Source organism: Chitiniphilus eburneus, assembly GCF_005048205.1.
GTDB lineage: Bacteria > Pseudomonadota > Gammaproteobacteria > Burkholderiales > Chitinibacteraceae > Chitiniphilus > Chitiniphilus eburneus.
The window spans coordinates 448,314-474,013 of the sequence record NZ_SUMF01000001.1; the positions used below are offsets into that span (position 1 = coordinate 448,314).

A 25,700-nucleotide genomic window follows, 5' to 3' on the forward strand; every position below is an offset into this window, starting at 1 on the left:
GTTCTGTGCGAGGAGAGGCGGTTGGAAAAGTGGCAGTGTACCGGTGCCGGCCACGCGTTGCATGGCTAGCCACGGCAGTGGGAAAACCTCGCCCCGGCAACTAGCCGGGGCGAGGCCGACCGTCAGGCCTTGACCACCATGGTGCCGGCAAGGTCATCGTGCAGGCAGCGACGGTTGTTGCGGAAGATCATCGTGGTATCGAGCAAACCGCCCATAGGCACTAAAGACAACAGGATCGCCGGCACAACCGCGGCAGCCAGGCGCGAAAGGCGGCTGGCCAGCTCCAGTTGCTGCGGCTCTGGGCTTTGGTCCAGTACGGCCTCGGTCGCCGCATAGGGGTTGAGTTCGAACGGTATGACCGCCCTGTCCTCCTCAGGCCTGGCCGCGCTCACGCACGGACCACGATGGTGCCGGCGATGTCGTCATGCAGGCAGTGCCGCGATTCGCGGAAGATCAGCAGTGGATCAAGCAGGCTGACAATGACCCCTACGAGCGGAATCATGGAGAGCAGCGCGATCGGCAGATAACGGATGAAGACATAGCGCCGCAGGCCGCAACGGCTGCCGTCCTGGCGCACGATCTTGATCCCCAGCACTTTCTTGCCCAGGGTCTGGCCGTTGCGATGAACCAGCACGAAGTTGTAGATGACGAAGGCCAGCAGCAACAGGCTACCGATGACGATCCCCACCATCAGGCCCGCACCCGGCGAAACGCCAGCCTGGAACATGGCGGGCGTGGCGATCGCGGCGGCAATGAGCGGGATCCCCGCGATCGTGCCGAACAGGCCATCCAGGAGCACCGCGCCCAGGCGGGTGCCACGGCCGGCAAGTTCAAGATCGTCACTGGCGTTCTGTTGCAGATCGACGGTGGTGGCGGCATACGGATTTGTTTCGACGGCGACGACAGTTTCTGCGTTCATGTGGACATCCCCTGTTTATAAGAAGCTCATCTCAACTATCTGATTACTGTCTGCCAGAGACAGTTTTTTGATTCTATCAGCTAACTTGGGAAAATTTCCGTAGCAAAACCGTCATTTTCATTACCGGCAACATACACAGATCAAGACTAACCTCGAAAAGTACGTCGGTAGGCGGAAGGCGAAACGCCCAGCGTCGCCGCGAAATGCTGCCGCAGTGAAATCGCACTGCCGAAACCCGCCGCTTCCGCCACCTGTTCGATCGGCATATCGCTTTGCTCCAGCAGGCGCTGCGCCTGCCCCAGCCGCTGATGCAGCAGCCAGGCGCCGACGGTGGAACCAGTCAGCGCGCGGAACTTGCGGGTGAAGGTGCGGCGGCTCATCGCAGCATGCGCCGCCAGGTCATCCAGCCTGAGCGGTCGATCGAGTCGCGCCAGCGCCCACTCCAGCGTGGCCCCCAGGCGATCGTCGGCGCGCGAGGCCGGCAGCGGCCATTCGATGTACTGCGCCTGCCCGCCCTGGCGATAGGGCGGCACTACCAGGAAGCGCGCGACGCGGTTGGCCTTTTCGGCACCGACCAGCGAGCGCAGCAGATGCAGGCAGCAATCGATGCCGGCAGCCGTACCCGCCGAGGTGACGATAGAACCATCGTCCACGTACAGCACACCGGGTTGCAGCCGCACGCGCGGAAAGGCTGTGGCGAACTCATTGGCCCGGCCCCAGTGCGTGGTCGCCGGCCGGCCATCCAGCAGGCCGGCATGCGCCAGTACGAACGCCCCCAGGCACAACCCCACCAGCCGCGCGCCCCGCGCATGCGCGCGCCGCAAGCCGTCGAGCAGCATGGGCGACGGCACCTCGCCGGCATCGCGCCAACTGGGGATCACGATCAGGTCGGCGTCGTCGAGCGCGCTCAGGTCGTCGTCGATGGCAATGCGAAACCCCGCACTGGTGGCGAGCATGCCGGGCTGGTCGGCGCAAACCCTTACCGTGCAACCCGCAGGCGGCGAACCGAACACGATGCAGGGGACGGACAGATGAAACGGGCTGATGTGGTCGAACACGATAACCGCGACGCGAGTCATGGCTTGTCTCCTTGGGCGCACCGCGCATTCGATGCAGATTGACCCGATTTCATCGATTTATGTCATTCGGGTCAATCGTCGGTCGATAGCGGGTTCACGCATCATGGCCACACGTCCCACACGAGCGACCAACCAGGAGAACACCATGCAACGCGCACTGATCGTCATCGATGTCCAGAACGAATACGAAACCGGTGGCCTGAAAATCGAATATCCCCCCTTCGCCCAGACGCTGGCCCGCGTGGGCGAGGCCATGGATGCAGCCCACGCGGCCGGCATCCCCGTGGTGGTGGTCCAGCATTCGATGGCTGCGGGCGCCCCGGTGTTCGCGGCGGGTAGCCACGGCTGGCAACTGCACGAGACGGTGGCCCGGCATCCGCACGATCACCATGTGGAGAAGCACCAGGCCAGCGCGCTGGCGGGAACGGATCTCGGCAGCTGGCTGCGGCAGCGCGGCATCGATACGTTGACCGTCGTCGGATACATGACACAGAACTGCGACGATTCGACGGTCAAGCAGGCGGCGCATGAAGGCTTCGCGGTGGAATTCCTGTCGGATGCCAGCGGCGCGCTGGCTCTGGCCAACCGCGCCGGCCACGCTACCGCCGAGGAAATCCACCGGGTGACGATGGTGGTGATGCAGTCGAACTTCGCCGCCGTGCTGACCACCGGGGAATGGATCGCCACACTGGCCAGTGGCGCCGCGCCGGAGCGTGACAATATCCTGGCCTCGCACCGGCGCGCACACGGGGCCGCCTGAACGAAAAAGACCGGCCTTGGCCGGTCTTTTCAATGCAACGGCTCACGGCCTATTTCAGCCGCAATTCCGCCGCACGCGCATGCGCGGTGAGGCCTTCGCCATGCGCCAGCTCGCTGGCGATGCGGCCCAGTTTCTGCGCACCCGCCTCCGACACATTGATCAGGCTGGTGCGCTTCTGGAAGTCGTACACGCCGAGCGGGCTGGCGAAGCGCGCGGTGCGCGCTGTCGGCAATACGTGATTGGGACCGGCGCAGTAGTCGCCCAGCGATTCGCTGGTGAAGCGCCCCATGAAGATGGCGCCAGCGTGGCGCAGGCTGGGCAACCAGGCGTCCGGGTCCGCCACGGACAACTCCAGGTGCTCGGGCGCGATGTAGTTGGCGATCTCGCACGCCTCCGCCAGATTGGCCACCTTGATCAGCGCGCCACGGCCGGCCAGCGAGGCGGCGATGATTTCCTGGCGCGGCATCGTCGGCAGCAGCCTGGCGATACTGGCCTCGACGCGTTCGATGAAGGCAGCGTCCGGGCAAAGCAGGATCGCCTGGGCGATTTCGTCATGTTCGGCCTGGCTGAACAGGTCCATCGCCACCCAGTCCGGATCGGTACCGCCGTCGCAGATCACCAGGATTTCGGACGGGCCCGCCACCATGTCGATGCCGACCACGCCGAAAACGGCGCGCTTGGCGGCGGCGACGTAGGCATTACCGGGGCCGGTGATCTTGTCCACCTGCGGAATGGTGGCGGTGCCATAGGCCAGCGCGCCCACGGCCTGCGCGCCGCCGATGGTGAAGGCACGGCTGACGCCGGCCACGTAGGCGGCGGCCAGCACTAGGTCGTTGCGCTCGCCGCGCGGGGTGGGCACCACCATGATGATTTCGGGCACGCCCGCCACATGCGCCGGCAGCGCGTTCATCAGTACCGACGACGGATAGGCGGCCTTGCCGCCCGGCACATAGATGCCGACGCGATCCAGCGCGGTGACCTGCTGGCCCAACAAGGTACCGTCTTCATCGCGATAGCTCCACGACGCCATTTTCTGGTGTTCGTGATAGCTGCGCACGCGGGCAGCGGCGGCGGTCAGTGCGTCGCGACGCGCGTCCGGCAGACGCTCGAACGCGGCCTTCAGCTCATCCTGGGTCAGTTCCAGATCGGCCATCGTGCCAGCACTGGTGCCGTCGAAACGGTTGGTGTATTCCACCACCGCGTCGTCACCGCGTGTCTTCACGTGGTGCAGTATCTCGGCCACCCGCGTGTCGACCTGCGGGTCTTGCGAGGTTTCGAAGGCGAGCAGGGCCTTGAGCTGGTCCTGGAACTGGGGCGTGGCGGAGTCGAGACGGCGGATCATGGCGTGAACCGGGATGAAAAGGCGGAACGGACGATTATACCGAAGGCCCCCGGTCCGCTAATGATCGCGAACAATTGCTTACCTGCCAGGGTTACGACAGCGCGACCTTCACGCCCAGTGCCACCAGTACGCCGCCGAGCACCTTGTCGATGGCGGTCTGTGCCCGTGCCAGGCCACGGCGAACGGCGGCGTGCTGGATGATGAATACCAGCAAGGGCCACCAGATCACCCCCAGCATCCAGATGATGAACGCATACCAGACCTTGGCCAGCAGCGAGGTATCGACATTGAGTATCTGGGTGAAGACCGAAAGAAAGAATAAGGTGGCCTTGGGGTTGAGCAGATTGCACAGCAGGCCCTGGAGGAAAGCGCCACGCAGGCTGACCTGCTCATGTGCCGTGCCCATTTCCGCCATCGCGCCACCGCGCGAGCGCAGCGCCTGGATGCCGATCCACACCAAGTAGGCCGCGCCGGCATACTTCAGGATGCCGAACAGCCATGGTGTGGTGGCGATGATGACCGCCAGCCCCGCCACGCAATATGTCATGTGGACGGCAATGCCCAGGTTGATGCCAGCGGCAGTCGCCAGCGCGGCGCCGCGCGAGTAACGCGCTGCGTTCTTCACCATCAGGAAGAAATCCGGGCCCGGCGACAGCATGGCCAGCAGGGCGATGGTGGTGATGGCCAGCGTGGTGTGGAACATGGGAACTCCGGCATGGGATCGGGATGGCAAGCGAGCGATCTTCGGATGTGAATCCGAGGGCCGACTATCTAGATGACTTCGACCATCTGATCGTCGTCGAGCGACTTATCCTCGCCCCGCACAGCATGCGATTGCAACACCCAGGGCAGACTGAGCAGGGTGAGGGCCAACGACACGATGGCCACGATATTGATCAGCATCGTCGGCGGCGCGGCGGGTGCGCCGAATTGGTTTTCGCCATCGTTGCCGGGCAGGAACGACAGGCCCAGCGAAGCCACCGTGACCAACGCCGAAGCCAACGCACCGAAGCGCAGGTCGATCAGCGAGACCAGGCTGGGCAATCCGACTCCCGCGGCCACCCACCAGCCGGACAGGTTGATGTCGTGCAAACGGAATACGATCAAGCGAATGTACATCCAGGCCCAGGCCATGGCGAATACGACCCAGAACCCCTGAAGAAACACCAAGGCGATCGAAAAGACCAGTACGCCGGGAATCAGCGCAAGGATCAGGCCTAGCGAATAGGCCAGATACCGCATCCGTCCCAACCTGCCCACCGGGCTCAGGCCGAACAGCGCTGGCGTTTCGTAGCAGTCGACGCCCGGCTCCGCGCGGCCGGACAAAGGGCGAACGATTTCGCCGCGCGCGGCCTGGATTTCGTCGCGAGCTTCGCGCTTGGTCTGGACCTGTGCCGCGGCCAGACGCGGCATGTCCACACCACACGCGATGCACAGGGTACGTTTGCGCTGCGCATGCCCGCAGCCCGGGCAGTTCATGGTTTCCTCTTCGGCCTCGGCAAGCGCCAGTGGCGCCTCGGCTGGGCCAATGACTTCCACCGTGGGCACCACTGCAACCACCGGCTGCATTGGGGCTGGCGCAACTTGAGGTGTCGGCGACGCCACGGGAGGCAGATCATCGAGCAGCGTGGGAAATGCGTCCGGCGCAGCGGCGTGGCGTGGCTGGTAAAGTCTGCCATCGGGATGTTCTACCCGTACCACCGCGCCGGTACGCTCCAGCAACGGCAGGTAGGCACCCAGGTGTTCGAGCGGCAATTGCTGTTTGATGACTGTCGGCGCGTCGTCGAGCAGGGTAGCGACGCGCTCTCGTTCCAGCTTGAGCAATCCACCAAGGTTGTGCAGCAACGATTCGCGAGTATGGCCGGGCAGGACGGCGCCAGTCAGGACAAGGCGGACGGTGTCGCTCATTCTTTTGTCATGGGCAAAGGACAACCGCCTGGAAATTAATGCAATCCTCCGCCTCCCGCAACCGGGGCGGAAAGCATGCAACCGCTTTCCTCATGCCGCATCCGTGCACACATTGCGCCATGTCAGAGGACGGCCGGATGGCCCGGACCACTGGTCGTGGCACGTTGCCACCCCGCTTGCCAATGCACGGGGAGCGGCAACTCAGCGGCCGATCGCGCCGGCGAAGGCTTCGATCATGGGCTGGATACGCTCTTCCTTGAGCTTGAGCGCGGCCTGGTTGACGATCAGGCGGCTGGAAATATCGCGGATGTGCTCCACTGCCACCAGATCGTTCGCTTTCAGCGTGCCGCCGGTGGAGACCAGATCGACGATGGCGTCGGCCAGGCCGACCAGGGGCGCCAGCTCCATCGAGCCGTAAAGCTTGATCAGATCCACGTGCACGCCCTTGGCGGCGAAATGCTCGCGGGCCTGATCGGTGTACTTGGTAGCGATGCGCAGCCGTGCGCCCTGCTTGACGGCGCCGTCGTAGTCGAAGCCGTTCTGCACCGCCACCATCAGGCGGCACTTGGCAATGTCCAAGTCCAGCGGTTGATACAGGCCCGCGCCACCATGCTCGATCAGCACGTCGCGCCCGGCCACGCCCAGGTCGGCGGCGCCATACTGGACATAGGTGGGAACGTCGGAGGCGCGGACGATGATCAGGCGCACATCATCGCGATTGGTACCGATGATGAGCTTGCGCGAGGATTCGGGCGCCTCGGACGGCACCACGCCAGCGGCGGCCAGCAATGGCAGGGTTTCCTCGAAGATGCGTCCCTTGGACAGCGCGATCGTGATCATGGCGTTATTTGAAGAGTTTCAAGGAAACAGGGTATTTCGACGGCCAGCCATTGATGGCCTTGGCGCCTTCCCACAGGCCGAACATCGACGAGCCCAGCACCACCCACCAGATCGGCAGGGCCGACTGGACGGCACCGGCAATGACCAGGGCCAGCACGTAGAAGCACCCCATCAGCAACTGGAAGTTGCAGGCCTGCACCGCGTGCTGCTCGACGAACTCGGATTGCACCCGCGCGAATTGCAGCACCAGGAACGGCACCACCAGCGCCAGCCCGGGAATGGGCACGTAAGGTATCCACAGGATGCCGGCCAGATGCGCCATCGCGGCGAAGCCCTTTTCCATCTGGGTGGGCGGACGGGGCTTGCCGTCGTGGTCTTCACCAGCGGGCTTGGGATTGAACGTCAGCACGGCGGCTTCCTCAGGAAATGCGTTCGATGCGGGCACCGATGCCGGACAGCTTGCGCTCGATGTGCTCGTAGCCGCGATCCAGATGGTAGATACGGTCGATGACCGTTTCGCCTTCGGCCACGAGGCCGGCGATCACCAGCGATGCCGAGGCACGCAGGTCGGTGGCCATCACGGTGGCGCCGGAAAGCTTCTCCACGCCGCGCACCACGGCGGTGTTGCCTTCGGTGGCGATATCCGCGCCCATGCGCACCAGTTCAGGCGCGTGCATGAAGCGGTTCTCGAAAATGGTTTCGGTGATGACGCTGGTGCCTTCGGCCACCGCATTCACCGTCATGAACTGCGCCTGCATGTCGGTGGGAAACGCCGGGTACGGCAGCGTGCGCAGGTTGACGGCCTTGGGGCGGCGCTTCATGTCCAGCGAGATCCAGTCGTCGCCAGCCTCGATGTAGGCGCCGGCTTCGCGCAGCTTGTCGAGCACAGCCTCCATGATGCCGGCGCGGGTGTTGCGCAAGACCACACGTCCCTGGGCCGCCGTGGCGGCACACAGGAAGGTGCCGGTCTCGATGCGGTCGGGAACGATGGCATGCGTGGCGCCATGCAACGCTTTCACGCCTTCGATCACGATGGTGTCGGTACCGTGGCCGGTGATGCGCGCGCCCATCTTGATCAGGCATTCGGCCAGATCGACCACCTCGGGTTCGCGGGCGGCGTTTTCGATGGTGGTAACGCCATCGGCCAGCACGGCGGCCATCATCAGGTTCTCGGTGCCGGTCACGGTCACCATATCGGTCACGATGCGCGCGCCACGCAGCTTGCCGCTGGCCTTTACATAGCCGTGTTCGATCACGATCTCGGCGCCCATCGCCTGCAAGCCCTTGATGTGCTGGTCCACCGGGCGTGCACCGATGGCGCAGCCACCCGGCAGCGACACCCTGGCTTCGCCGAAGCGCGCCAGTGTGGGGCCAAGCACCAGGATCGACGCGCGCATGGTCTTCACCAGCTCGTACGGCGCTTCCAGACTGGTGATCTGGCTGGCGGTCAGCTCGAACTCGTGCACGTTGTCGGTCATCACCCGCACGCCCATGCCCTGCAACAGCTTTTGCGTGGTGAGCACGTCGCGCAGTTGCGGCACGTTGGTCAGCCGCAGCGTGTCCGCTGTCAGCAAGCCGGCGCAGAGAATGGGCAGCGCCGCGTTCTTGGCGCCGGAAATGGTGATTTCGCCGTCCAGCGGGCCACCGCCATTGATCTTGAGCTTGTCCATCGGGATTCTTTCTTGAAAACGAAAAGGCCCGCGTCGGGTGCCGGCGCGGGCGGGATGCCTAGCGCGCAATTATGGCGCGTGTTCGGCGTTTCGTGTTGCGGGATGTCACAGGTACTTGGCGATCAGCCAGACCACCAGCGCAATTACCCAGGGCAGATTGGTCAGGGCGGTCAGGCGGGCCACGCTGCGACGGTTCTCCGGCGTGCGGGCGGCGGCCTTGGCTGCCGCCAGTTTGGCACGCTCGGCCTCGACCGCACCCAGTCCGAACCGCTCGTTCATTGCGCGGCTTCCGCCGGGGTGCGCGTGGCGCGCAACGACAGCGCGTGCAACTCGCCGGAATCGAGCTTGGCCTTGAGGCGATCCTTCACCAGCCGGTGACGATCCAGCAATTTTAGCCCTTCGAACGCGGTGGAAACGATGGTGGCGTAGAAATGGTGGCCATCGCCTTCCACGTCTACCTGGGTACAGGGCAACGCCGCTTCGATCAGCGCTTTGACTTCATTGGGATGCATAGGAAAATCAGTGCCTTATCTTGAAGCCGGATCTTATCAGCCAGTAGGCCCAGCCGGCCAGTAACAGGAAGAACGCCGAGACGACGGCCAGCGAATACCAGGGCGAAACGTCACCCATGCCGAAGAACCCGTAGCGAAAGCCATCGATCATGTAGAACACGGGGTTCCAGTGCGAGACCGATTGCCAGAACGGCGGCAGGCTATGAATGGAATAGAACACGCCCGACAGGAAGGTGAGCGGCATGATCAGGAAGTTCTGGAACGCGGCGAGCTGATCGAACTTCTCCGCCCAGATGCCGGCGACCAGCCCCAGGACCGCCATCACGCCACACCCCAGCAGTGCGAACACCAGGATCCAGCCCGGGTGGGTGACCGCGGGCATGGCGAACCAGACGGTGACCGCCAGCACGCCGGCCCCCACCAGCAGCCCGCGCACCACGGCGGCAAGGATGTAGGCGGCGAAGAACTCGAAGTGCGACAGCGGTGGTAGCAGGATGAATACCAGGTTGCCGGTGATCTTGGACTGGATCAGGCTGGAACTGGTGTTGGAAAACGCATTTTGCAGCATGCTCATCATCACCAGGCCGGGAATCAGGAAGGCGGTGTAGCGCACGCCCGGATACGGCTGCACGTGCGCATCGAGCACATGCGCGAAGATCAGCAGGTACAGCAGGCCGGTGAGCACCGGTGCGGCGACGGTCTGGAACGCCACTTTCCAGAAGCGCAGCAGTTCTTTGTAGAAAAGCGTGTAGAAGCCGGTCATGGGGAGCCTAGTTCGGTATCTGGCGGAAGGCGTCGATCAGGCGGCGCCCGGCGCCGGGGAAATCTGCTTGACGAAGCGCAGTCCAGTGCTCCGGTAGCCGTGATGACGGTAGAAGTCGTGCGCCTCGTGGCGATGATCGCCGCTGGTGAGCACCATGGCCTTGGCGCCGCATTCGGCGGCCCATTGTTCCGCCTGCGCCAGTAACGACTTGCCCAGCCCCTGCCCCCGCACGGCCTCGTCCACCACCAGGGTGACGATGCGCACGCAAGCGCCATCCTTTTCGATATACCAATCGCGCGCCAGCGCAATCAGGCCGGCGATGCGGCCCTGCCAGTCGGCGACGAAACAGGCGTAGCCACACGCGCGCTCCAGGTTGGCAAGCCGCACCTGTACCGCTTCCGGCGTGCTGGGGTAACCCAGTTGCGCCAGCAGCGCAGCGATCTGCACGGCGTCTTCCTGGGTGGCGGGGCGGATCAGGGGCATGTCAGCCAGCTCGCGCGTTGTGCATCATATCGACGAAGATGTCTTCCAGGTCGGGCTTCTCGACATCGATATCGCGCACGCTGATCTGCTCCGCCTGCAAGGCGGCCAGCACGCCTGCCAGCGCGGAAGCATCCGGCAGCTTCAGCGCGAAGCCATCGTCGCGCTCCGCGGTCAGCAGCGGACGCAACGCGTCGGGCAGGCGCGAGGGCGACAGGCGCAGGAACAGACTGCGTGCCTTGTCCCGCTTCATCAGCGTGTGCTTGTCTTCCAGCGCGATCAGTCTTCCCTGCTTGAGCATGGCGATGCGATTGCAGAGTTCTTCGGCTTCTTCGAGGTAGTGCGTGGTCAGCACGATGGTGTGGCCATCGGTGTTCAACCGGCGGATGAATGACCACAGCGTCTGGCGCAATTCGACATCGACGCCGGCGGTCGGCTCGTCCAGCACGATCACGGGAGGGCGATGCACCAGCGCCTGCGCCACCATCACCCGGCGCTTCATGCCGCCCGACAGCGCACGCATATTGCTGTCGGCCTTGTCGGTCAGCCCCAGGCTGGCGAGGACTTCGTCGATCCAGGCATCGTTGCGCTTCAGGCCGAAATAGCCGGACTGGAATACCAGCGTTTCGCGCACGGTAAAGAACGGATCGAACACCAGCTCCTGCGGCACGATGCCCACCGCGCGGCGGGCGGCGCGGTAATCGCGCTCGACATCGTGGCCCATCACCGACACCCGGCCGGACGTGGCCTGCGCCAGGCCGCCCAGGATGGAAATCAGCGTGGTCTTGCCCGCGCCATTGGGGCCAAGCAGCGCGAAGAAATCGCCCTGCTCCACCTGGAAGCTCACTCCGGCCAACGCGGTGAAATCACCGTAGTTCTTGACCACCTCCTCAAAGGAGATGGCGCTCACGGCGCGACCTCGCTGGCCGTGGCAGCAACGGGTACGCTGGCGGCTTCGGTAACGGGCTGGCTGGCCGCTTCGTCGACAGGCGCCGCCGCAACGTCGGATGCAGCCTCGGCAAGTGGCGGATCGGTGGGACCGGGGTCGAAATCGTTGTCCTCGTCTCCGTCATCATCCACGTCGCCCAACGGCAGCGCATAGGGCGGATGCCCATCGTGGATCGAGGCCCAGCGGCGTTGCAGATAAGCGTCGCGGATATAGGCGTATTCGTCGGGCTGGCCTTCGAGCAGCGTGTCGAGCGAAAGGATCTTGCTGCGGCTGTCCACCAGATAAAGAGAGTAGTAGCCGACATCCCAGGCATCGCTGTCGATGAAGTCGAGCGGCCCCATGAAATAGCGGCCGATGGGCTCGACCGTATCCCGCAGGGTCAGCGGGCCGTACAGCGGCAACATGAGGTAAGGGCCGCTGGGCACGCCATAGAACCCCAGCACCTGGCCGAAATCCTCTTCCCCTTTACGCATGCCGAGGCCGGTCCCCCAGTCGATCAGCCCACCAATGCCCGCGGTGGTGTTCACCAGTACCCGGCTGCCGCTATGTACGGCGGCGGTGCCTTTGAATTGCAGCAGCGCGGCAAAGGTGGAGAAGAAATCGTCGATGTTACCGAAGAAATTGCGCACCCCCTTCTGCACCGGCTGCGGCACGTGTTCCACGTAGGCCGTCGCGGTGGGCTTGAGGATGGCGCGATCCAGCGCGCGATTGAACGCGTAGGTTTCGCGATTCACCGGCTCCAGCGGATCGTAGTTGTTACGCGGCGTGGCACAGCCTGCCAGCAGCGCGACGGCCAGCGTCGTCAGCAGCAGACGCCTCATGCCGAGGCTCCGGAAAACGGCAGCAGTTCGGCCACGCCATAGACTCGTGCCAGTTGCAGCAATCCTTCGGGAGCACCGACGATCTGCAAGGCCGTACCAGCAGCCTGCGCGCGGCGCTGCCAGGCAAGCAGCAGGCCCAGCGCGGCGGAATCCGCATGTTCCACGCCAGATAGATCGAGCGTAACGGATTCGCCGGCGATCACCGGCTCATCGAGCCTGCGCGCGGCGGTTGCCAGCGTCAGCACGCCGCTCAGCGCACAGATCGTCACTTGGCGGCTGCTCCGTTCTTCAAGGCATTGTTGCGATCGGCCAGCAACTTGATCAGGCCATCCACGCCATCCTTGCGGATCACGGCGGAAAACTGGTTGCGGTTGTTGACGATGAAGCTGATGCCATCCACCGAGATATCGAACACCTTCCATCCCTGGCGGGTGCGCTCGAAACTGAAATCGACGGGAATCGGCTTCTGCCCGGGCAACGACACCTCGGTACGCACGCTCTGCTCATCATCGCCAGCGCCCGGGCGCGAGCCCTTCACCTCCACCTCGGCGTTCTTGTAGACGGTCAGCGCGGACAGATAGGTGCGGACCAGCATGGTGCGGAACTCGCGGGTCAGCGCCTGCTGCTGCTCGGGCGTGGCGGTACGCCAGTAACGGCCGACGGCCAGCGCGGTCATGCGGGTGTAGTCGGCCAGCGGCGCAACGCGGGCGTCGACCAGATCGCGCACCTTGGTCGGATCTTTTTCATTGGACTTGATGATGGCGAGCACATCGTCGCTCACCTTGCGGGTGATCTGCTCGGGGGAGTCGTTTGCGGCCAGCGCGAACAACGGTATCAATCCAATCACCAGGCTGGCTATCCATCGCTTCATTGAGCATGCTCCGTAGGGGTTTGTTCTCCAGCCGTTTCCGCCTTCGAAAACAGGAAGCGGCTGATCAGTTGTTCGAGCACCACCGCCGACGAAGTGATGGTGATCCGCCCGCCCGCTTCCAGGTTCTTGTCATCCGCGCCGGGCTCCAGGCCGATGTATTGTTCGCCGAGCAGGCCGGAGGTCAGAATCTGTGCGCTGCTGTCGCGGCTGAAGTGATAGCGTGCATCCAGGGCGAGCGTGACGCGTGCGACATACAGGTTGGGATCGAGTTCGATGCCAGTCACACGGCCGACCACCACGCCGGCGCTTTTCACTGGCGCGCGGACCTTCAGGCCACCGATATTCTCGAAGTTCGCCGTCACGGCGTAGGTGCTGGTTGCCGGCAGCGTGCTCTGGCTGCTCACCTTGATCGCCAGGAACAGCAGCGCGGCCGCACCGGCCACCGCAAACAGGCCGACCCAGAAGTCGATCATTCCACGTTTCATTCTCATTATCCCAAGTAAGCGCACATCTCAACAGCCATTCGTTTCACAGGGGCATTGCATCCCCGACAATCACCCGCCGCCCGTTGCGGAAACGCCCTTTCGTGGTAGACCGCCGTCTGCCACGGGGCGAGGTCAATTGCTCACATTCCCGTGAACATGAAGGCGGTCAGGACAAAATCCAGCGCCAGGATGACCAGCGCGCTGGTGACCACCGTCCTGGTGGTGGCCCGAGAGACGCCTTCCGCCGTCGGCGGGGCGTCGTAGCCTTCGAATACCGCGATCAGGCTGATCGCCACGCCAAAGAACACGCTCTTGATGACACCGTTGAGCACGTCCCCGCGAAAATCCACCGACGCCTGCATCTGCGACCAGAAGCTGCCCGGGTCCAGCCCCAGCATCTGCACGCCGATCAGGTAGCCGCCGAAAATACCCATGGCGCTGAACATCGCCGCGAGCAAGGGCATCGACAACACGCCGCCCCAGAACTTGGGGGCGACCACGCGGGCAATCGGGTTGACCGCCATCATTTCCATCGCCGCCAGTTGCTCCGTGGCCTTCATCAGGCCGATCTCGGCGGTGATGGCGCTCCCCGCCCGGCTGGCGAACAGCAAGGCGCCGACCACCGGGCCCAGCTCACGCACCAGCGAAAGCGATACCAGGATGCCCAGCGCGCTGGACGAACCGAACCTCACCAGCGTTTCGTAGCCCTGCAAGGCCAGCACCATGCCGACGAACAGCCCGGACACGGCAATGATCAGGACTGACAACACGCCGGCAAACCAGATCTCGCGCATCGTCAACTGGAACCGCAGCAGCGATGTGGGCGAATGACGCAGGATGGCCAGGAAAAAGCGGCAGGCGAATCCCAGCTTGATGATGGCGCCGGTCAACGGCGCACCCAGCCGCGCAAAAAAGCGCACCAGTACGTTAGTCATGCCGTCCGTCCTCCAGCCCCAGATCGGTGGCATACGGCCCCGCCGGCTTGTGGAATGGCAACGGGCCGTCCTTTTCACCGCCAACGAACTGACGCACGAAGGGGTGCGCGGACTCGCGCACCGAATCGGGCGTGCCCTCGGCGATCACCCGACCTTCGGCCAGGAAGTAAACGTAGTCGACAATGGCCAGCGATTCGGCGACATCGTGCGTGACCACGATGGATGCCGCACCCAGCGCATCGTTCAACTCGCGGATCAGCGAGCCGATGGTGGACAGCGAGATCGGATCCAGCCCGGTGAATGGCTCGTCGTACAGCATCACGCGCGGATCGAGCGCAATGGCGCGCGCCAGCGCCACCCGCCGCGCCATGCCGCCGGACAGTTCGGCCGGCATCAGCTTTGCCGCGCCGCGCAGACCGACAGCCTGGAGCTTCATGAGCACCAGGTCGCGCACCATGGATTCGGGCAGATCGGTCCGCTCGCGCAACGGGAACGCCACGTTATCGAAGACCGACAGATCGGTGAACAGCGCGCCGAACTGGAACAACATGCCCAGCTTCTTACGCCGTTCATACAAGGCGGATTCGGACAGCGTTGCCATGTCCTCGCCATCGACCTCCACCCGCCCCGCATTGGCGCGAAGCTGACCGCCGATCAACCGCAGCAGCGTGGTCTTGCCAGAGCCCGAGCCGCCCATGATGGCGACCACCTGGCCCGGCACCACGCTCAGCGAGACGTCGCGCAGGATGTCGGTCTCGCCATAGGCGAAACGGACTCCATCGAAGCGGACCACAGGATTGGGCATGTTTAGACTGGTCTGTACAAACCGGCATTTTATGGGTTTGTCGGATGCAGGGCCAGTGCAATGCAGCACTCGACGCAATCCGACAACACTTGGCAATCATTACCGTTCGTCGGCTTTTTCCTGCCCAATTTCAAACAAGCGTTCCATATCAGACAGACTTGTTTTTCTTACTTGCAAAAAAAACTTACCAAAAGAGTGCATAAATAAGCACGAACAGGATGAGCAAAATTCTTTTCCATCAAAAACCCCCAGGCACTGTCCTCGCCCTCCTCCTGCCGGAGCCGTCCCCCACCGCCTGCATAGCCCCACCCATCGTTGCATCAATGCCGATGAGGCATCTCGTGGCACCAGCCCTGCCCCGGCCTACCCCGAGCGGGCCGCCACAGCGCTCGACGTTGCTGGCGCAACGGCATCCTGTCGCCACGCAGCGGTTCACGCTGGCTGGCGATGCCGGAATGCAATTAGACCCGCACCCGGAGGTATCCGGCAATGTCACTCTGAACACCATCGACCAGGCCACGCCTCAGCTGGTTGAAAGAATTGCCTCGCAAATTCCATGGCGATGGCAACTGCGAAATAGCACGCCGACCATCCAGCCTGACACGCTGTTTCCGCACAACCATCAGCGCGACCATCCAAATCCCGGCCGCCACCGAAACGCCCGCATCACGCCCACCGGCAGCTACGTGGAAGCCCCCGCCGTCTCGCTGGTCGCAGCCAACGACCGGTTGCCTCGAGGTACTGCCAATGCAGGCCTTCTCCCGTTGCGCGCTGGACAGCGCCGGCCGGCTCCGCAACGGCCTGCTGCCCACCAGGCATCCCAGCGACCCGGAATGGCACCTGACACGGCGGGGCGTCACGCCGATCCGCGTCCGCATTCATCGCCTGCCTGTGCGACAGACACTGCCATCACGCGAACCACTCCTCGCCTTGACGCTCCACCCGGACCGGAAACCGCCGCCAGTTTCGATGGCGAACGGCTGCCCCCGCCGCTGGTGGTGCACATGCCGTGGATCGGCGGACAGGCCAGCCGGCCCGACCAGGCACTGACGCATGCCGGCGAATGGTATCGACAGCGGCTACGCGAATCGGTCGGCCGAATGCGGGCGATGAGCGCGCAGCGATCGACCGTGACGCCCGGCAGCCGGCTGTGCCGGATGATGCCGGCCATTCCAGGCCCCGTGCTCGCGGCCACGGGAGCGATGCGATGATGCTCGCCCGCACCCTGTTGCTGAGCAACCGCCAACTCGCCACCTGCGATCGCCCCTGGCGCCGCATCGGCATCGCCAACGCGCCAGCACTCGACGAACTGACGCAGCGGCTGGCGCGGGCCGGCAAACCGCTCCGCATCCTGATCGACATGGACGACGAAGTGCTGATGGCCGAGGCACTGCCCCCATTAGGCCCCCGCGACCGCCGCGCATTGATGGCTCGACGATTGGCCCAGGCCTGGCCCGACACGCCACACCGCCATGCCAGCATGACGCGCGACAATGGCACCGCGCATGCCCTCTACAGCGCGTTGCCAGACCCGCTCGTGCTGGACCGCGTGCTGGACGCGCTGGCCGCCGCGGGCGCCACCGTGCTGGGCGCATGGTCGTTGTCGCGGCTGGCGCTCGATCTTTCCCCTGCCGGCCAGGCATACCGGCTGCTGGTCTGGCCCGGCGCGGAAGGCCATTTGCGACACGGGCTCTTTACCGGTGGGCGGCTACAACGGTGCCGGCTCACGCCATCGGCCGCTGGCTCGCCAGACACCGCGCCCGAACTGGCCCGGCACATTGGGCAAGAGGCCTTGCTGACGACGCGGCAGCTCACCGGACCAGGCGGCGCAACCGCTCCGCTGGAAGTCCAGGTGCTTGCGCCGCAGCACGTAGCGCAGGGCGTCGTCGCCAAGCTGCAAGCCCAGGCCATCGACGGGGTCAACGCAATCGCGCTGCCGCTCCCCTCCGGCCACACGCTCGCCAGCTACCTCGCCATGCGGCTGCATCACGACGCACCACCCAGCCACTACGGCACACCCCGGCAATTGCGTCATGGCAGGCTCCGGCGCCTTGCCTGGCTGGCCTGCGTGCTGGGGGTGGGCCTGTTGCTCGCCGCCCTCGCCTACGCCAGCCATGCCCAGTACGCGGCAGAGCGACTGGATATCGATACCGCGTACCAACTGGAGGACAACAAACAAACCCAGCGCTGGCTAGCGCGGCAGCACCCTACCGCAGCGACGCGAGCCGCCCTGGCGGAACCCGGTCTGGCCGCCATCCGCCAACTGGATAAGCGTCACCTCGCGGCCTGGCCGGACCCGTTGTCCGACATGCAGCGCGTCGGCCTGGCACTGCTGGCCCACCCACAGTTGATGCTGTCGCGGTATCGCTGGGACTACCGGCCGGATCGCGCGGCGACAGCGATCGAACTGGCCGGCTGGATGACCGACAATGACGCCACCACACCCGGTCGCCTCGCCACATCGCTCGAGGCGGCATTGGGTACGACTGTGCATCTGGAATCCCTCACGGGCAGGCATGCGTCGATCCGTCTGCGGCTCGACCTCCCCCTTGGAGCACGGCCATGATCATCCGACCCGTATGGCGCAACGGATGTTGCGCGGGTGTGCTCCTGCTCGGCGCTGCCATGCTGGCACTGGATGCCCAAACGACGCTGACAAGCGCCCACCACGCCAATGACCAGGCCCGGCAAGGCTCGGTGCAACTGCGTCTTCAGGCGCAGCAGCTCGCCAAAGCCACGCGCCATGCGCCCCGGCTGGCGGAACTGCGCGCCATGGGGCTGCTCGAGCCCCCGGATGAATCCGCACTCGATGCCCTGCTGGATGCATTCGGGCGAGCCCACCCGGCCATCATGTTCGGTTATCGGCTGGACGCCATGACGCCGCTCGAACCCGACAACCCGCGGGGCCAGGCCTTGCCGTTCGAGATCGAATTCCAGCCGCGACACGAACAGGAACTCATCCAGGTGCTGGCTGCCGTGCAGCGCCTGCGCGGCCGGCCGCTGGTGCGAAGCTGCGAACTGACCAGGTCGGATGCGAGCGACGTCTTCCTGGCCCGCTGCACGCTGGTCCGGCTGAGCCTCGCGCTTTCCGGGCAAGACCCGCCATGACAACCGCGCAATGGCTACTGCCGTGAGAGACGGGACGCACGGCGTCGCTGGGAAGGGGAAAGAGCAAAAACTACAACACAGGCAGTTCCGGATGCCGTGGTTATTGACGTTACCCTTCCCTTTTCCCTCTTCCTTCTTCCCGACCCGCGCCCAGTACCTCGCGCAACAGCGGCACCGTCACCGGTCGGCGTAGCGAGAGGGCATGGATGTTGGCGCGCTCCAGCAGGGCATTGAGCGCGGGCAGATCGCGCGAGGCGTGGCGCAGCAGGTAATCGGCCGCATCGTCCGACAACTCGAACCCCAGACCAGCCGCACGCTGTTTCAACGCCGCCACCTTGTCCGCGTCGGACAAGGCCTTGAGCTGGTAGACCAGCCCCCAGCCCAGCCGCGTGGTGAGGTCGTCGCGCAACGGCAGCAACATCGGCGGCAGGGTACCGGCGGCCAGCAGGCGGCCGCTACCTTCGCGCAGGGTGTTGTAGTGGTCGAACAGGCGAATCTGCTGCTCGGGCGACAAACCATCCACACCATCGACGATCAGCAGTTCATCGCCCGTCAGCGCCACGGGCAACTCGCCCGGTGGCAGGATGACGGTGACGCCGCAGCGCGCGGCAGCGGCGGCCAGCAGGTACGATTTGCCCACCCCCGCTTCGCCCCACAGGTAGAGGAAGCGCACGTCCTCGGCGCCCGATACCCATTCGCCGAGCATGAACAGCGGCTCGGCGTTGTCGCCGCGCACGAAACCCTCGAAGCTCGGCGGGGCCGGCAACTGCAAATCGAGGACAAGTTGCTGCATCAGTGGAGGCATGGCGGGGCCGGTCGGGCAAGGCGGCGCGCGCGCGCGCGACGGGCGATCAGGCGTTTCATGGAGGGATCGGGTAAACTACTGCGCTTTCAGTGAATTCCGGCGGCCATTCTAGCGGCAAAGCACTTGCCGACGCCATGCAACGGCGGCCACGCCGGACCACGCATCATCTCCACGAGGCCTTCATGACCCCCACCAGCCTGAGCTACCGCGATGCCGGCGTCGACATCGACGCGGGCGACCAACTCGTCGAAAACATCAAGCCGTTCGCCAAGCGCACCATGCGGCCGGAAGTGCTGTCGGGCATCGGCGGCTTCGGCGGCCTGATCGAAATCTCGAAGAAGTTCAAGGAGCCAGTCCTCGTCTCCGGCACCGATGGCGTTGGCACCAAGCTCAAGCTGGCATTCGAGCTGAACCGCCACGATACGGTGGGCCAGGATCTGGTGGCAATGAGCGTGAACGACATCCTCGTTCAGGGCGCCGAGCCGCTGTTCTTCCTGGACTATTTCGCTTGCGGCAAGCTGGACGTGGATACCGCCACCGAAGTGATCCGTGGCATCGCCCATGGCTGTGAGCTGGCGGGCTGCGCACTGATCGGCGGCGAAACCGCCGAAATGCCGGGCATGTACCCGCAGGGCGAATACGATCTGGCCGGCTTCGCCGTCGGCGTGGTGGAAAAGAGCCAGGTGATCACCGGCACCACCATCCGTCCGGGCGACGTGGTGCTGGGCCTGGCATCCAATGGCGCGCACTCCAACGGCTACAGCCTGGTGCGCAAGATCCTGCATCTGACCGACGCCGATTACTCCGCCGAATTCGACGGCGGCCGTTCGCTGGCCGACGTGGTGATGGCACCCACCCGCATTTATGTGAAGCCGTTGCTGAAACTGATGGCCGAATTGCCGGTCAAGGGCATGGCGCACATCACCGGCGGCGGCATCACCGAAAACGTGCCGCGCGTACTGCCGTACAACGTGGTTGCGCAGTTGGATGGCACGAGCTGGACCTTCCCCAAGCTGTTCCAGTGGCTGCAGAAGGAAGGCAACGTCGCCACCGCCGAGATGCATCGCACCTTCAACTGCGGCGTGGGCATGGTGGTGATCGTTGCCGCCGACGATGCCGAACGCGCCATCGCACTGCTGAGCGCCGAGGGTGAAACCGTCTACCGCCTGGGCGCGGTGCGCGAACGCAACGGCGACGAACACCAGACGCAGATTGCCTGAAGCGCCAGCGCTTCAGGCGGTGAGGTGTGAGGAGGGAGGTGTGAGGAGTAACCCCAGGCGTGCAGTGGACGATCATCCACCGCGCCACCGCCCACCTTCGCCACACCTCACGCCTCACACCTCACACCTCACTTTCCAATGACCAACATCGTCATCCTGATTTCCGGCCGCGGCAGCAATATGCAGGCCATCGTCGAAGCCGCCATTCCCGAGGCACGCATCGCGGCCGTGATCGCCAATCGCGCCGACGCCAGCGGGCTGGCCTGGGCCGCACAGCGCGGCATCGCCACGGCGGTGCTCGACCACAAGGCTTTCGACGGCCGCGATGCGTTCGACGCCGCGCTGGCCGAACTGATCGACAGTCACGCGCCCGATCTGGTGGTGCTGGCCGGCTTCATGCGTATCCTCACGCCGGGTTTCGTCAATCACTATGCCGGACGGCTGGTGAACATCCATCCCTCGCTGCTGCCAGCCTTCACCGGGCTGCATACGCACGAGCGCGCACTGGCCGAAGGCGTGAAGTTCGCCGGCTGCACCGTGCATTTCGTGACGGCCGAGCTGGACCACGGCCCGATCATCGCGCAGGCCGTGGTACCGGTACTGGAAGACGACACCGCCGACACGCTGGCGGCACGTATCCTCAAGGAAGAACATCGGCTGTATCCGGAGGCCGTGCGCCTGTTCGCGCAGGGGCGCCTCGCCATCGACCAGGGCCGCGTCCGCGTGGCCAAGGCCTGATCCACCCCGATGGCCGACTGGCGCGCCCGTCTCACCGTCCGCCGCTGGCTGTGGGTCGCGTTCGTCCTGTCGGTGCTGTTGCACCTGTTCGGCATTCTCGGCGACACCCTCTACATGCTGGCCGACAGCAATACAACGCGCGGTGAAGCGACGCCGTTGCGCAAGCCGACGCAAAAGCTGGCCGATACCAGTTTCGACGATCTGCTGTTGCCGCCCGAACTGGAAGGCGTGAAGCCGGCCGAACAGTTGGTCGTGACGCTCGGCCTGCCGCCGCCGCGCAAGCGACCTACCGCAACGCCAGCCCTCCCTGTGCCAACACCGCAATCCACGCCGGTCATGCAGGCCACGGCACCGACGCCCGCCGCCGCGCCGATCCCCACCCCAGCCGCGACGCCGCAACCGGCGCCGATCACGCCCGCACCGACCACCCCGGCCGCGTCGATGCCTGTGACGCAGATTGCGTCCGCACCCACTTTGCAGGCCTCGGCGCCGGCCATGGCCCAGGCACCGACTCCGACGCCCGCCACCCATGCCGCATCCGCGCCACAGGAAGTCGCCAGGCTGGCCAAGGGCTTCCCGCGCAATGCGGAGATCGTCTACATGTACGGCCCGATTCCGGCCAAGCTGACCTGGCAGGTGGATCACGGCCGGTACGAAGTCAGCCTGAAAGGATCGTTGCTGGGACGCACGCGCGAACTGCGCAGCGTCGGCCGCGTGACGCGTGACGGCCTGCGTCCGGATCGCTATACCGAATTGCGCGACGGCAAAGTGCGCAGCGAATCCACCTTCGACTGGGACCGCCTCAGCGCCACGCTCAACGACAAAGGCGAATCGAAGGATGCGCCGCTCAAACCGGGCGATCAGGACTTGTTCTCCGCCGCGTTCCAGTTGGCGATGCAGGGCGCGAAGATGCAGGATCCCAAGTTCACCCTGTTCAGTGGCCGCAAGTTCTATCCGGACGTGCAGTTCACCATCCGTGGCGAAAGCACTTTGCGCATCGGCACCGAGCAAGTGGAGGTGCTGCTGCTGCGCGGCACGTTCCAGGATCGCGTGTTCGATTTCTGGCTGGCGCCCAAGTGGCACAACATGCCCGTCCGCATGCAGGCCAAGCTGGGTAACGATGGCGCGAGCTACGATATCTGGGCCAGCAGCATGCGCCTGGAAGGCCAGACCGTGCTGCAACCCACGCTCACCAACCAGGAACGTGGCACCCGCTAGCCCGTTCATGATCTTTCCGCGATCGCGCCCGGCCATGCCGGCGCACGCAACCAACCGGTAACCAATATGATCACCTCCACCCAGTACCAAGGCATTCTCGACGCGCTCGAGCAGATCCTGCCCTTCACCGCCCCGGCCGATGTCTGTCTGTCGCGTCTGTTCCGCGAGGAGAAGAAGCTCGGCGCGCGCGATCGCGCCGTGATCGCCGAAACGGTATTCGGCCTGCTGCGACACCTGCCACGCTTGGAATGGCTAGCCGGGCCGTACGCCGGCGCGCGCCTGTGGCTGATCGGCTATCTGGCGGCCATCGAGAAGCGCAATCTCAAGGAACTGGCGGCCTTGTTCAACGAGGAACAACTCGAACTGGTGCGCAAGTGGAAGGCCACCGACTGGTCCACCGCACCGACGCACGTGCGCGCCGGCCTGCCCGAATGGATCGGTACCGCGCTGGCCGCCGAGGGACGCAGCGACGATGCAATCATCGCGCTGGGTACCTCGATGCTGGGCGCCGCACCGCTGGACCTGCGCGCCAACAGCCTCAAACTCAAGCGGGAAGCGCTGGTCGAGGCGCTGGCGGGTGGCGAATTCCCCGTCACGGCGACGCCGTATTCGCCGTGGGGCGTGCGTGTGGCCGGCAAGCCAGCGCTCAATCGGCATCCACTGTTCCTGTCGGGGGCGTTCGAAGTACAGGATGAAGGCAGCCAGTTGCTGGCACTGCTCACCGGTGCGCGACGCGGCCAGATGGTGGCGGATTTCTGCGCCGGGGCTGGCGGCAAGACACTGGCGCTGGGCGCAATGATGAATTCCACCGGCCGGCTGTACGCCTTCGATATTTCGGAAAAGCGCCTCGCCAACCTGAAGCCGCGCCTTGCGCGCTCGGGCCTGTCGAATGTACAGCCGCAACTGATCGCCAGCGAGCACGATCAGAAGATCAAGCGCCTGGCGGGCAAGATGGACGCGGTCCTGGTCGATGCACCCTGCTCCGGCCTCGGCACGCTGCGCCGCAACCCCGATCTGAAATACCGCCAGAGCGCCGCCAGCGTGGCCGAACTCAACGCCAAGCAGGCCAGCATCCTGGCCTCGGCGGCGCGGTTGACCAAAGCCGGTGGCCGTCTGGTCTATGCCACGTGCAGCGTCCTGGCGAGCGAGAACCAGGTCATCGTCGATGCCTTCCTGGCGGCACATCCCGAGTTCGAATTGCTGGATGTCCGCGAGCTGCTGGCGGGCGAGAAGATTGAGCTGCCGCTCGATGGTCCGTATCTGCAACTGGATCCGGCGCGGCATAACACCGACGGCTTCTTTGCCGCGGTGATGAAGCGTCGCGCGGCCTGATACAGCGGTGCCAGACAACAAAAGGCCCGCGAATTCGCGGGCTTTTTGTTGTCTGCACGGCGTTATTTCACCACGCGCAACTGCGGACGCCCCGTGGGACGCGGTGGTTCGTCATCGGGACCGTTGCTGGGTGATACCGGTACGTCATCCGGGATCACCGGGGCATTGTCGACCATGTCGTCGGGCACGCCCTCGTACTCGAAGCCCATTCCCTCGCCATTCTCGCGGGAGAAAATCGACACCACGGCGCCAACGGGAATGACGATCTCGCGCGAGACGCCATTGAAGCGGGCAGAAAACGTAACGTAGTCGTTGCCCAGCGTCAGGCTGCGCGTGGCGTTGTAGCTGATGTTGAGAACGATCTCGCCGTTCTTCACGTACTCCATCGGTACCTGCATCTTGCCGCGCACGGCCACCACCAGATAAGGCGTGAAGCCGTGATCGGAGCACCATTCGTGGATGGCCCGGATCAGATAAGGCTTGGTCGAGACGGATTGCATGGGTTCCTCCGAAAGCAATGCGGAACAGGGATAGCGGGACATCCATCCCGCCATCCCATCCCCGGCCAATTATTTGCGCATGGCCTTTTCGTTCGGGGTCAGCGAATCGATGAAGGCCTGACGGCTGAACAGGCGCTCGCCGTACTTCATCACCGGTGCCAGCGCCTTGGTGACTTCGATACCGTAGTGGTCGAAGCGCCACAGCAGCGGAGCGATCGCGACGTCCAGCATCGAGAACTCTTCGCCCAGCATGTATTTCTGCTTGGCAAACAGCGGCGCAAGCTGGGTGAGGTTGTCGCGGATGGTGGTCCGGGCGGCTTCCAGCGCCTTCTTGGTGGCGGAGCCGTCTTCCAGCGTGCGCAGGTGGACAAACAGCTCGCGCTCGAAATTGAACAGCATCAGGCGGGCACGGGCGCGCATCACCGGATCGGCCGGCATCAGTTGCGGGTGCGGGAAGCGCTCATCGATGTACTCGTTGATGATATTCGACTCGTACAGTTGCAGATCGCGTTCGACCAGTACCGGCACCTCGTTGTACGGGTTCATCACCGCCAGGTCTTCGGGCTTGCTGTGCACGTCGACGTCGATGATTTCGAAATCCATGCCCTTTTCGAACAGCACGATGCGGCAGCGATGGCTGAACGGGCAGGAAGTGCCGGAATACAGTTTCATCATGGGGTACGGTCTCCGTTGTCAAACGCGGGGAATGCGATGGCGGCGATTTTACCAGCCTGGGGGTGCAAAAAGCCAGAAATCAGCCACAAGCCACTGATTTTAATAGCAAAAAGGCAAACAGCCCGATAAACAAAAAGGGCGCTTGCCGCGCCCTTTTTGTCCTGCCCGATGTTCCTCAATGGATATCGCGCCAGTATTCCTTCTTCAGGAAGTAGCTGATCGGCACCAGGATGAACAACAGGAACAGCAACACGGCATAACCGATCTGTTCGCGTTTCACCTTGGCCGGTTCACCCATGTAGACCAGATAGTTGACCAGGTCGGCCACGCGAGTGTCGTAGTCGGTCTGGTCGAATCCGCCATCCTCGGCCACGCGCGTGAGCAGGCCTGGCTTTTCCAGCTTGAGCGACACCAGGTGCTGCTCTTCCTTGCCGGTCTCGTGGTTCTTCACCGTCTCGTAGACCGGAACCTGCTGGCCTTGCAGTTCCCACAGCACGTGCGGCATGCCCACCTTGTCGAACACGAGGTTGTTCCAGCCGGTCGGGCGGGAATCATCGCGGTAGAAGGTGCGCAGGTAGGTGTAGAGCCAGTCCGCGCCACGGGCACGGGCGATGACCGACAGGTCGGGCGGCGTGGCGCCGAACCAGGCCTTGCCATCGGCGGCGGCCATGGCCACGCGCATCGGCTCGCCCACCTTTTCCGAGGCGAACATCAGGTTGGACTTGATTTGCGCCTCCGACAGGCCCAGGTCCTGCAGGCGGTTATAACGCATCGACACCGCACCGTGACAGGACAGGCAGTAGTTGGCGAAGGTCTGCGCGCCACGTTGCAGTGCTTCGGGATCACGCAGCTTGTTCGGCGCGCGATCCAGGTGCACGCCGCCCTCGGATGCCACGACAACCAGCGGCACCAGTGCTAGCGAAGCGGCGGCCAGCCATTTCTTGATATTAGATTTCATGCCATTC

At 64.4% G+C, this 25,700-nt stretch carries 32 protein-coding genes; 8 read left to right on the forward strand and 24 right to left on the reverse strand.

Annotated features, from left to right (window positions below):
• Window positions 1-122 precede the first annotated feature (122 nt).
• The 3 genes from FAZ21_RS02085 to FAZ21_RS02095 all read right to left on the reverse strand — a co-directional run bounded on the left by FAZ21_RS02085 (window position 123) and on the right by FAZ21_RS02095 (window position 1,998).
• Window positions 123-392 (reverse strand): RDD family protein, encoded by a 270-nt coding sequence (locus FAZ21_RS02085; protein WP_136771612.1) that lies wholly within the window; start codon window positions 390-392, stop codon window positions 123-125.
• Complete coding sequence (locus FAZ21_RS02090; protein ID WP_136771613.1) at window positions 389-919, reverse strand: RDD family protein; 531 nt, start codon at window positions 917-919, stop codon at window positions 389-391. The genes FAZ21_RS02085 and FAZ21_RS02090 overlap by 4 nt, the downstream gene beginning before the upstream one ends.
• A gap of 146 nt (window positions 920-1,065) precedes the next feature.
• Entirely contained in the window at window positions 1,066-1,998 is a 933-nt protein-coding gene (locus FAZ21_RS02095; protein WP_136771614.1) for a GlxA family transcriptional regulator, read from the reverse strand.
• A gap of 145 nt (window positions 1,999-2,143) precedes the next feature.
• Here FAZ21_RS02095 and FAZ21_RS02100 point away from each other — a divergent pair, with 145 nt between their 5' ends.
• Window positions 2,144-2,758: a cysteine hydrolase family protein gene (locus FAZ21_RS02100; protein ID WP_136771615.1), complete on the forward strand. Its 615-nt coding sequence runs from the start codon at window positions 2,144-2,146 to the stop codon at window positions 2,756-2,758.
• Window positions 2,759-2,807: 49 nt separating this feature from the next.
• On the opposite strand, the gene hisD is transcribed toward FAZ21_RS02100, so the two are convergent.
• The 17 genes from hisD to FAZ21_RS02180 all read right to left on the reverse strand — a co-directional run bounded on the left by hisD (window position 2,808) and on the right by FAZ21_RS02180 (window position 15,139).
• Window positions 2,808-4,100 carry a histidinol dehydrogenase gene (gene hisD, locus FAZ21_RS02105; RefSeq protein ID WP_373279512.1) on the reverse strand — a complete coding sequence of 431 codons (1,293 nt, stop codon included), beginning with the start codon at window positions 4,098-4,100 and terminating at the stop codon, window positions 2,808-2,810.
• Between the two features lie 91 nt (window positions 4,101-4,191).
• Window positions 4,192-4,803, reverse strand: coding sequence for a LysE family transporter (locus tag FAZ21_RS02110; RefSeq protein ID WP_136771616.1), 612 nt, complete (start codon window positions 4,801-4,803; stop codon window positions 4,192-4,194).
• A 68-nt stretch (window positions 4,804-4,871) separates the two neighbouring features.
• Window positions 4,872-6,008 (reverse strand): DUF805 domain-containing protein, encoded by a 1,137-nt coding sequence (locus FAZ21_RS02115; protein ID WP_136771617.1) that lies wholly within the window; start codon window positions 6,006-6,008, stop codon window positions 4,872-4,874.
• Window positions 6,009-6,209: 201 nt separating this feature from the next.
• A complete protein-coding gene (hisG, locus tag FAZ21_RS02120) occupies window positions 6,210-6,848 on the reverse strand; it encodes an ATP phosphoribosyltransferase (protein WP_136771618.1) in 639 nt (212 codons plus the stop codon).
• A gap of 4 nt (window positions 6,849-6,852) precedes the next feature.
• Window positions 6,853-7,257, reverse strand: a complete 405-nt coding sequence (locus tag FAZ21_RS02125) for a DUF4870 domain-containing protein (RefSeq protein ID WP_136771619.1) — start codon at window positions 7,255-7,257, stop codon at window positions 6,853-6,855.
• 10 nt (window positions 7,258-7,267) lie between these two features.
• Window positions 7,268-8,518, reverse strand: coding sequence for a UDP-N-acetylglucosamine 1-carboxyvinyltransferase (gene murA, locus FAZ21_RS02130; RefSeq protein ID WP_136771620.1), 1,251 nt, complete (start codon window positions 8,516-8,518; stop codon window positions 7,268-7,270).
• A gap of 105 nt (window positions 8,519-8,623) precedes the next feature.
• Window positions 8,624-8,797 (reverse strand): hypothetical protein, encoded by a 174-nt coding sequence (locus FAZ21_RS20130; RefSeq protein WP_169307210.1) that lies wholly within the window; start codon window positions 8,795-8,797, stop codon window positions 8,624-8,626.
• Window positions 8,794-9,030, reverse strand: a complete 237-nt coding sequence (locus tag FAZ21_RS02135) for a BolA family protein (RefSeq protein WP_136771621.1) — start codon at window positions 9,028-9,030, stop codon at window positions 8,794-8,796. Before FAZ21_RS02135 ends, FAZ21_RS20130 begins: the two co-directional genes overlap by 4 nt.
• Before the next feature lie 7 nt (window positions 9,031-9,037).
• Window positions 9,038-9,793 carry an ABC transporter permease gene (locus FAZ21_RS02140; protein ID WP_136771622.1) on the reverse strand — a complete coding sequence of 252 codons (756 nt, stop codon included), beginning with the start codon at window positions 9,791-9,793 and terminating at the stop codon, window positions 9,038-9,040.
• 36 nt (window positions 9,794-9,829) lie between these two features.
• Entirely contained in the window at window positions 9,830-10,276 is a 447-nt protein-coding gene (locus FAZ21_RS02145; protein ID WP_136771623.1) for a GNAT family N-acetyltransferase, read from the reverse strand.
• A 1-nt stretch (window position 10,277) separates the two neighbouring features.
• A complete protein-coding gene (locus FAZ21_RS02150) occupies window positions 10,278-11,183 on the reverse strand; it encodes an ABC transporter ATP-binding protein (RefSeq protein WP_136771624.1) in 906 nt (301 codons plus the stop codon).
• Window positions 11,180-12,043, reverse strand: coding sequence for an MlaA family lipoprotein (locus FAZ21_RS02155; RefSeq protein ID WP_136771625.1), 864 nt, complete (start codon window positions 12,041-12,043; stop codon window positions 11,180-11,182). Before FAZ21_RS02155 ends, FAZ21_RS02150 begins: the two co-directional genes overlap by 4 nt.
• Window positions 12,040-12,312, reverse strand: a complete 273-nt coding sequence (locus tag FAZ21_RS02160) for an STAS domain-containing protein (protein WP_136771626.1) — start codon at window positions 12,310-12,312, stop codon at window positions 12,040-12,042. The genes FAZ21_RS02155 and FAZ21_RS02160 overlap by 4 nt, the downstream gene beginning before the upstream one ends.
• Window positions 12,309-12,914: an MlaC/ttg2D family ABC transporter substrate-binding protein gene (locus FAZ21_RS02165; RefSeq protein WP_136771627.1), complete on the reverse strand. Its 606-nt coding sequence runs from the start codon at window positions 12,912-12,914 to the stop codon at window positions 12,309-12,311. The genes FAZ21_RS02160 and FAZ21_RS02165 overlap by 4 nt, the downstream gene beginning before the upstream one ends.
• Window positions 12,911-13,399 carry an outer membrane lipid asymmetry maintenance protein MlaD gene (gene mlaD, locus FAZ21_RS02170; RefSeq protein WP_211243335.1) on the reverse strand — a complete coding sequence of 163 codons (489 nt, stop codon included), beginning with the start codon at window positions 13,397-13,399 and terminating at the stop codon, window positions 12,911-12,913. The genes FAZ21_RS02165 and mlaD overlap by 4 nt, the downstream gene beginning before the upstream one ends.
• A 140-nt stretch (window positions 13,400-13,539) precedes the next feature.
• Window positions 13,540-14,334, reverse strand: coding sequence for a lipid asymmetry maintenance ABC transporter permease subunit MlaE (gene mlaE / locus FAZ21_RS02175; protein ID WP_136771628.1), 795 nt, complete (start codon window positions 14,332-14,334; stop codon window positions 13,540-13,542).
• Window positions 14,327-15,139, reverse strand: a complete 813-nt coding sequence (locus tag FAZ21_RS02180; RefSeq protein ID WP_136771629.1) for an ABC transporter ATP-binding protein — start codon at window positions 15,137-15,139, stop codon at window positions 14,327-14,329. Before FAZ21_RS02180 ends, mlaE begins: the two co-directional genes overlap by 8 nt.
• A 341-nt stretch (window positions 15,140-15,480) precedes the next feature.
• On the opposite strand from FAZ21_RS02180, the gene FAZ21_RS02185 reads away from it, so the two are divergent.
• The 3 genes from FAZ21_RS02185 to FAZ21_RS02195 are packed head-to-tail and all read left to right on the forward strand — an operon-like array spanning window position 15,481 to window position 18,247.
• The gene (locus tag FAZ21_RS02185; protein WP_169307211.1) at window positions 15,481-16,350 is read left to right on the forward strand and encodes a polyadenylate binding domain-containing protein; all 870 of its coding nucleotides are present in this window, start codon (window positions 15,481-15,483) and stop codon (window positions 16,348-16,350) included.
• A complete protein-coding gene (locus FAZ21_RS20135; RefSeq protein WP_169307212.1) occupies window positions 16,347-17,705 on the forward strand; it encodes a hypothetical protein in 1,359 nt (452 codons plus the stop codon). Before FAZ21_RS02185 ends, FAZ21_RS20135 begins: the two co-directional genes overlap by 4 nt.
• Window positions 17,702-18,247 (forward strand): hypothetical protein, encoded by a 546-nt coding sequence (locus FAZ21_RS02195; protein ID WP_136771631.1) that lies wholly within the window; start codon window positions 17,702-17,704, stop codon window positions 18,245-18,247. The genes FAZ21_RS20135 and FAZ21_RS02195 overlap by 4 nt, the downstream gene beginning before the upstream one ends.
• Window positions 18,248-18,356: 109 nt before the next feature.
• Here the strand turns inward: FAZ21_RS02195 and hda are convergent, their stop codons facing one another.
• Window positions 18,357-19,040, reverse strand: a complete 684-nt coding sequence (gene hda, locus FAZ21_RS02200; RefSeq protein WP_136771632.1) for a DnaA regulatory inactivator Hda — start codon at window positions 19,038-19,040, stop codon at window positions 18,357-18,359.
• Window positions 19,041-19,234: 194 nt separating this feature from the next.
• Between hda and purM the strand changes: the two genes are divergently transcribed.
• The 4 genes from purM to FAZ21_RS02220 all read left to right on the forward strand — a co-directional run bounded on the left by purM (window position 19,235) and on the right by FAZ21_RS02220 (window position 23,560).
• A complete protein-coding gene (gene purM, locus FAZ21_RS02205) occupies window positions 19,235-20,272 on the forward strand; it encodes a phosphoribosylformylglycinamidine cyclo-ligase (RefSeq protein WP_136771633.1) in 1,038 nt (345 codons plus the stop codon).
• 138 nt (window positions 20,273-20,410) lie between these two features.
• A complete protein-coding gene (purN, locus tag FAZ21_RS02210; RefSeq protein ID WP_136771634.1) occupies window positions 20,411-21,010 on the forward strand; it encodes a phosphoribosylglycinamide formyltransferase in 600 nt (199 codons plus the stop codon).
• Between the two features lie 9 nt (window positions 21,011-21,019).
• A complete protein-coding gene (locus FAZ21_RS02215) occupies window positions 21,020-22,228 on the forward strand; it encodes a DUF3108 domain-containing protein (protein ID WP_136771635.1) in 1,209 nt (402 codons plus the stop codon).
• 69 nt (window positions 22,229-22,297) lie between these two features.
• Entirely contained in the window at window positions 22,298-23,560 is a 1,263-nt protein-coding gene (locus tag FAZ21_RS02220; RefSeq protein WP_373279516.1) for an RsmB/NOP family class I SAM-dependent RNA methyltransferase, read from the forward strand.
• 62 nt (window positions 23,561-23,622) lie between these two features.
• Here FAZ21_RS02220 and FAZ21_RS02225 read toward each other — a convergent pair whose 3' ends face one another.
• From FAZ21_RS02225 to FAZ21_RS02235, 3 genes are all read right to left on the reverse strand, one after another.
• Window positions 23,623-24,060, reverse strand: coding sequence for a ClpXP protease specificity-enhancing factor (locus FAZ21_RS02225; RefSeq protein WP_136771637.1), 438 nt, complete (start codon window positions 24,058-24,060; stop codon window positions 23,623-23,625).
• A 69-nt stretch (window positions 24,061-24,129) separates the two neighbouring features.
• Complete coding sequence (locus FAZ21_RS02230; protein ID WP_136771638.1) at window positions 24,130-24,735, reverse strand: glutathione S-transferase N-terminal domain-containing protein; 606 nt, start codon at window positions 24,733-24,735, stop codon at window positions 24,130-24,132.
• Between the two features lie 175 nt (window positions 24,736-24,910).
• Window positions 24,911-25,693 carry a cytochrome c1 gene (locus FAZ21_RS02235; RefSeq protein WP_211243336.1) on the reverse strand — a complete coding sequence of 261 codons (783 nt, stop codon included), beginning with the start codon at window positions 25,691-25,693 and terminating at the stop codon, window positions 24,911-24,913.
• Window positions 25,694-25,700: the final 7 nt, after the last annotated feature.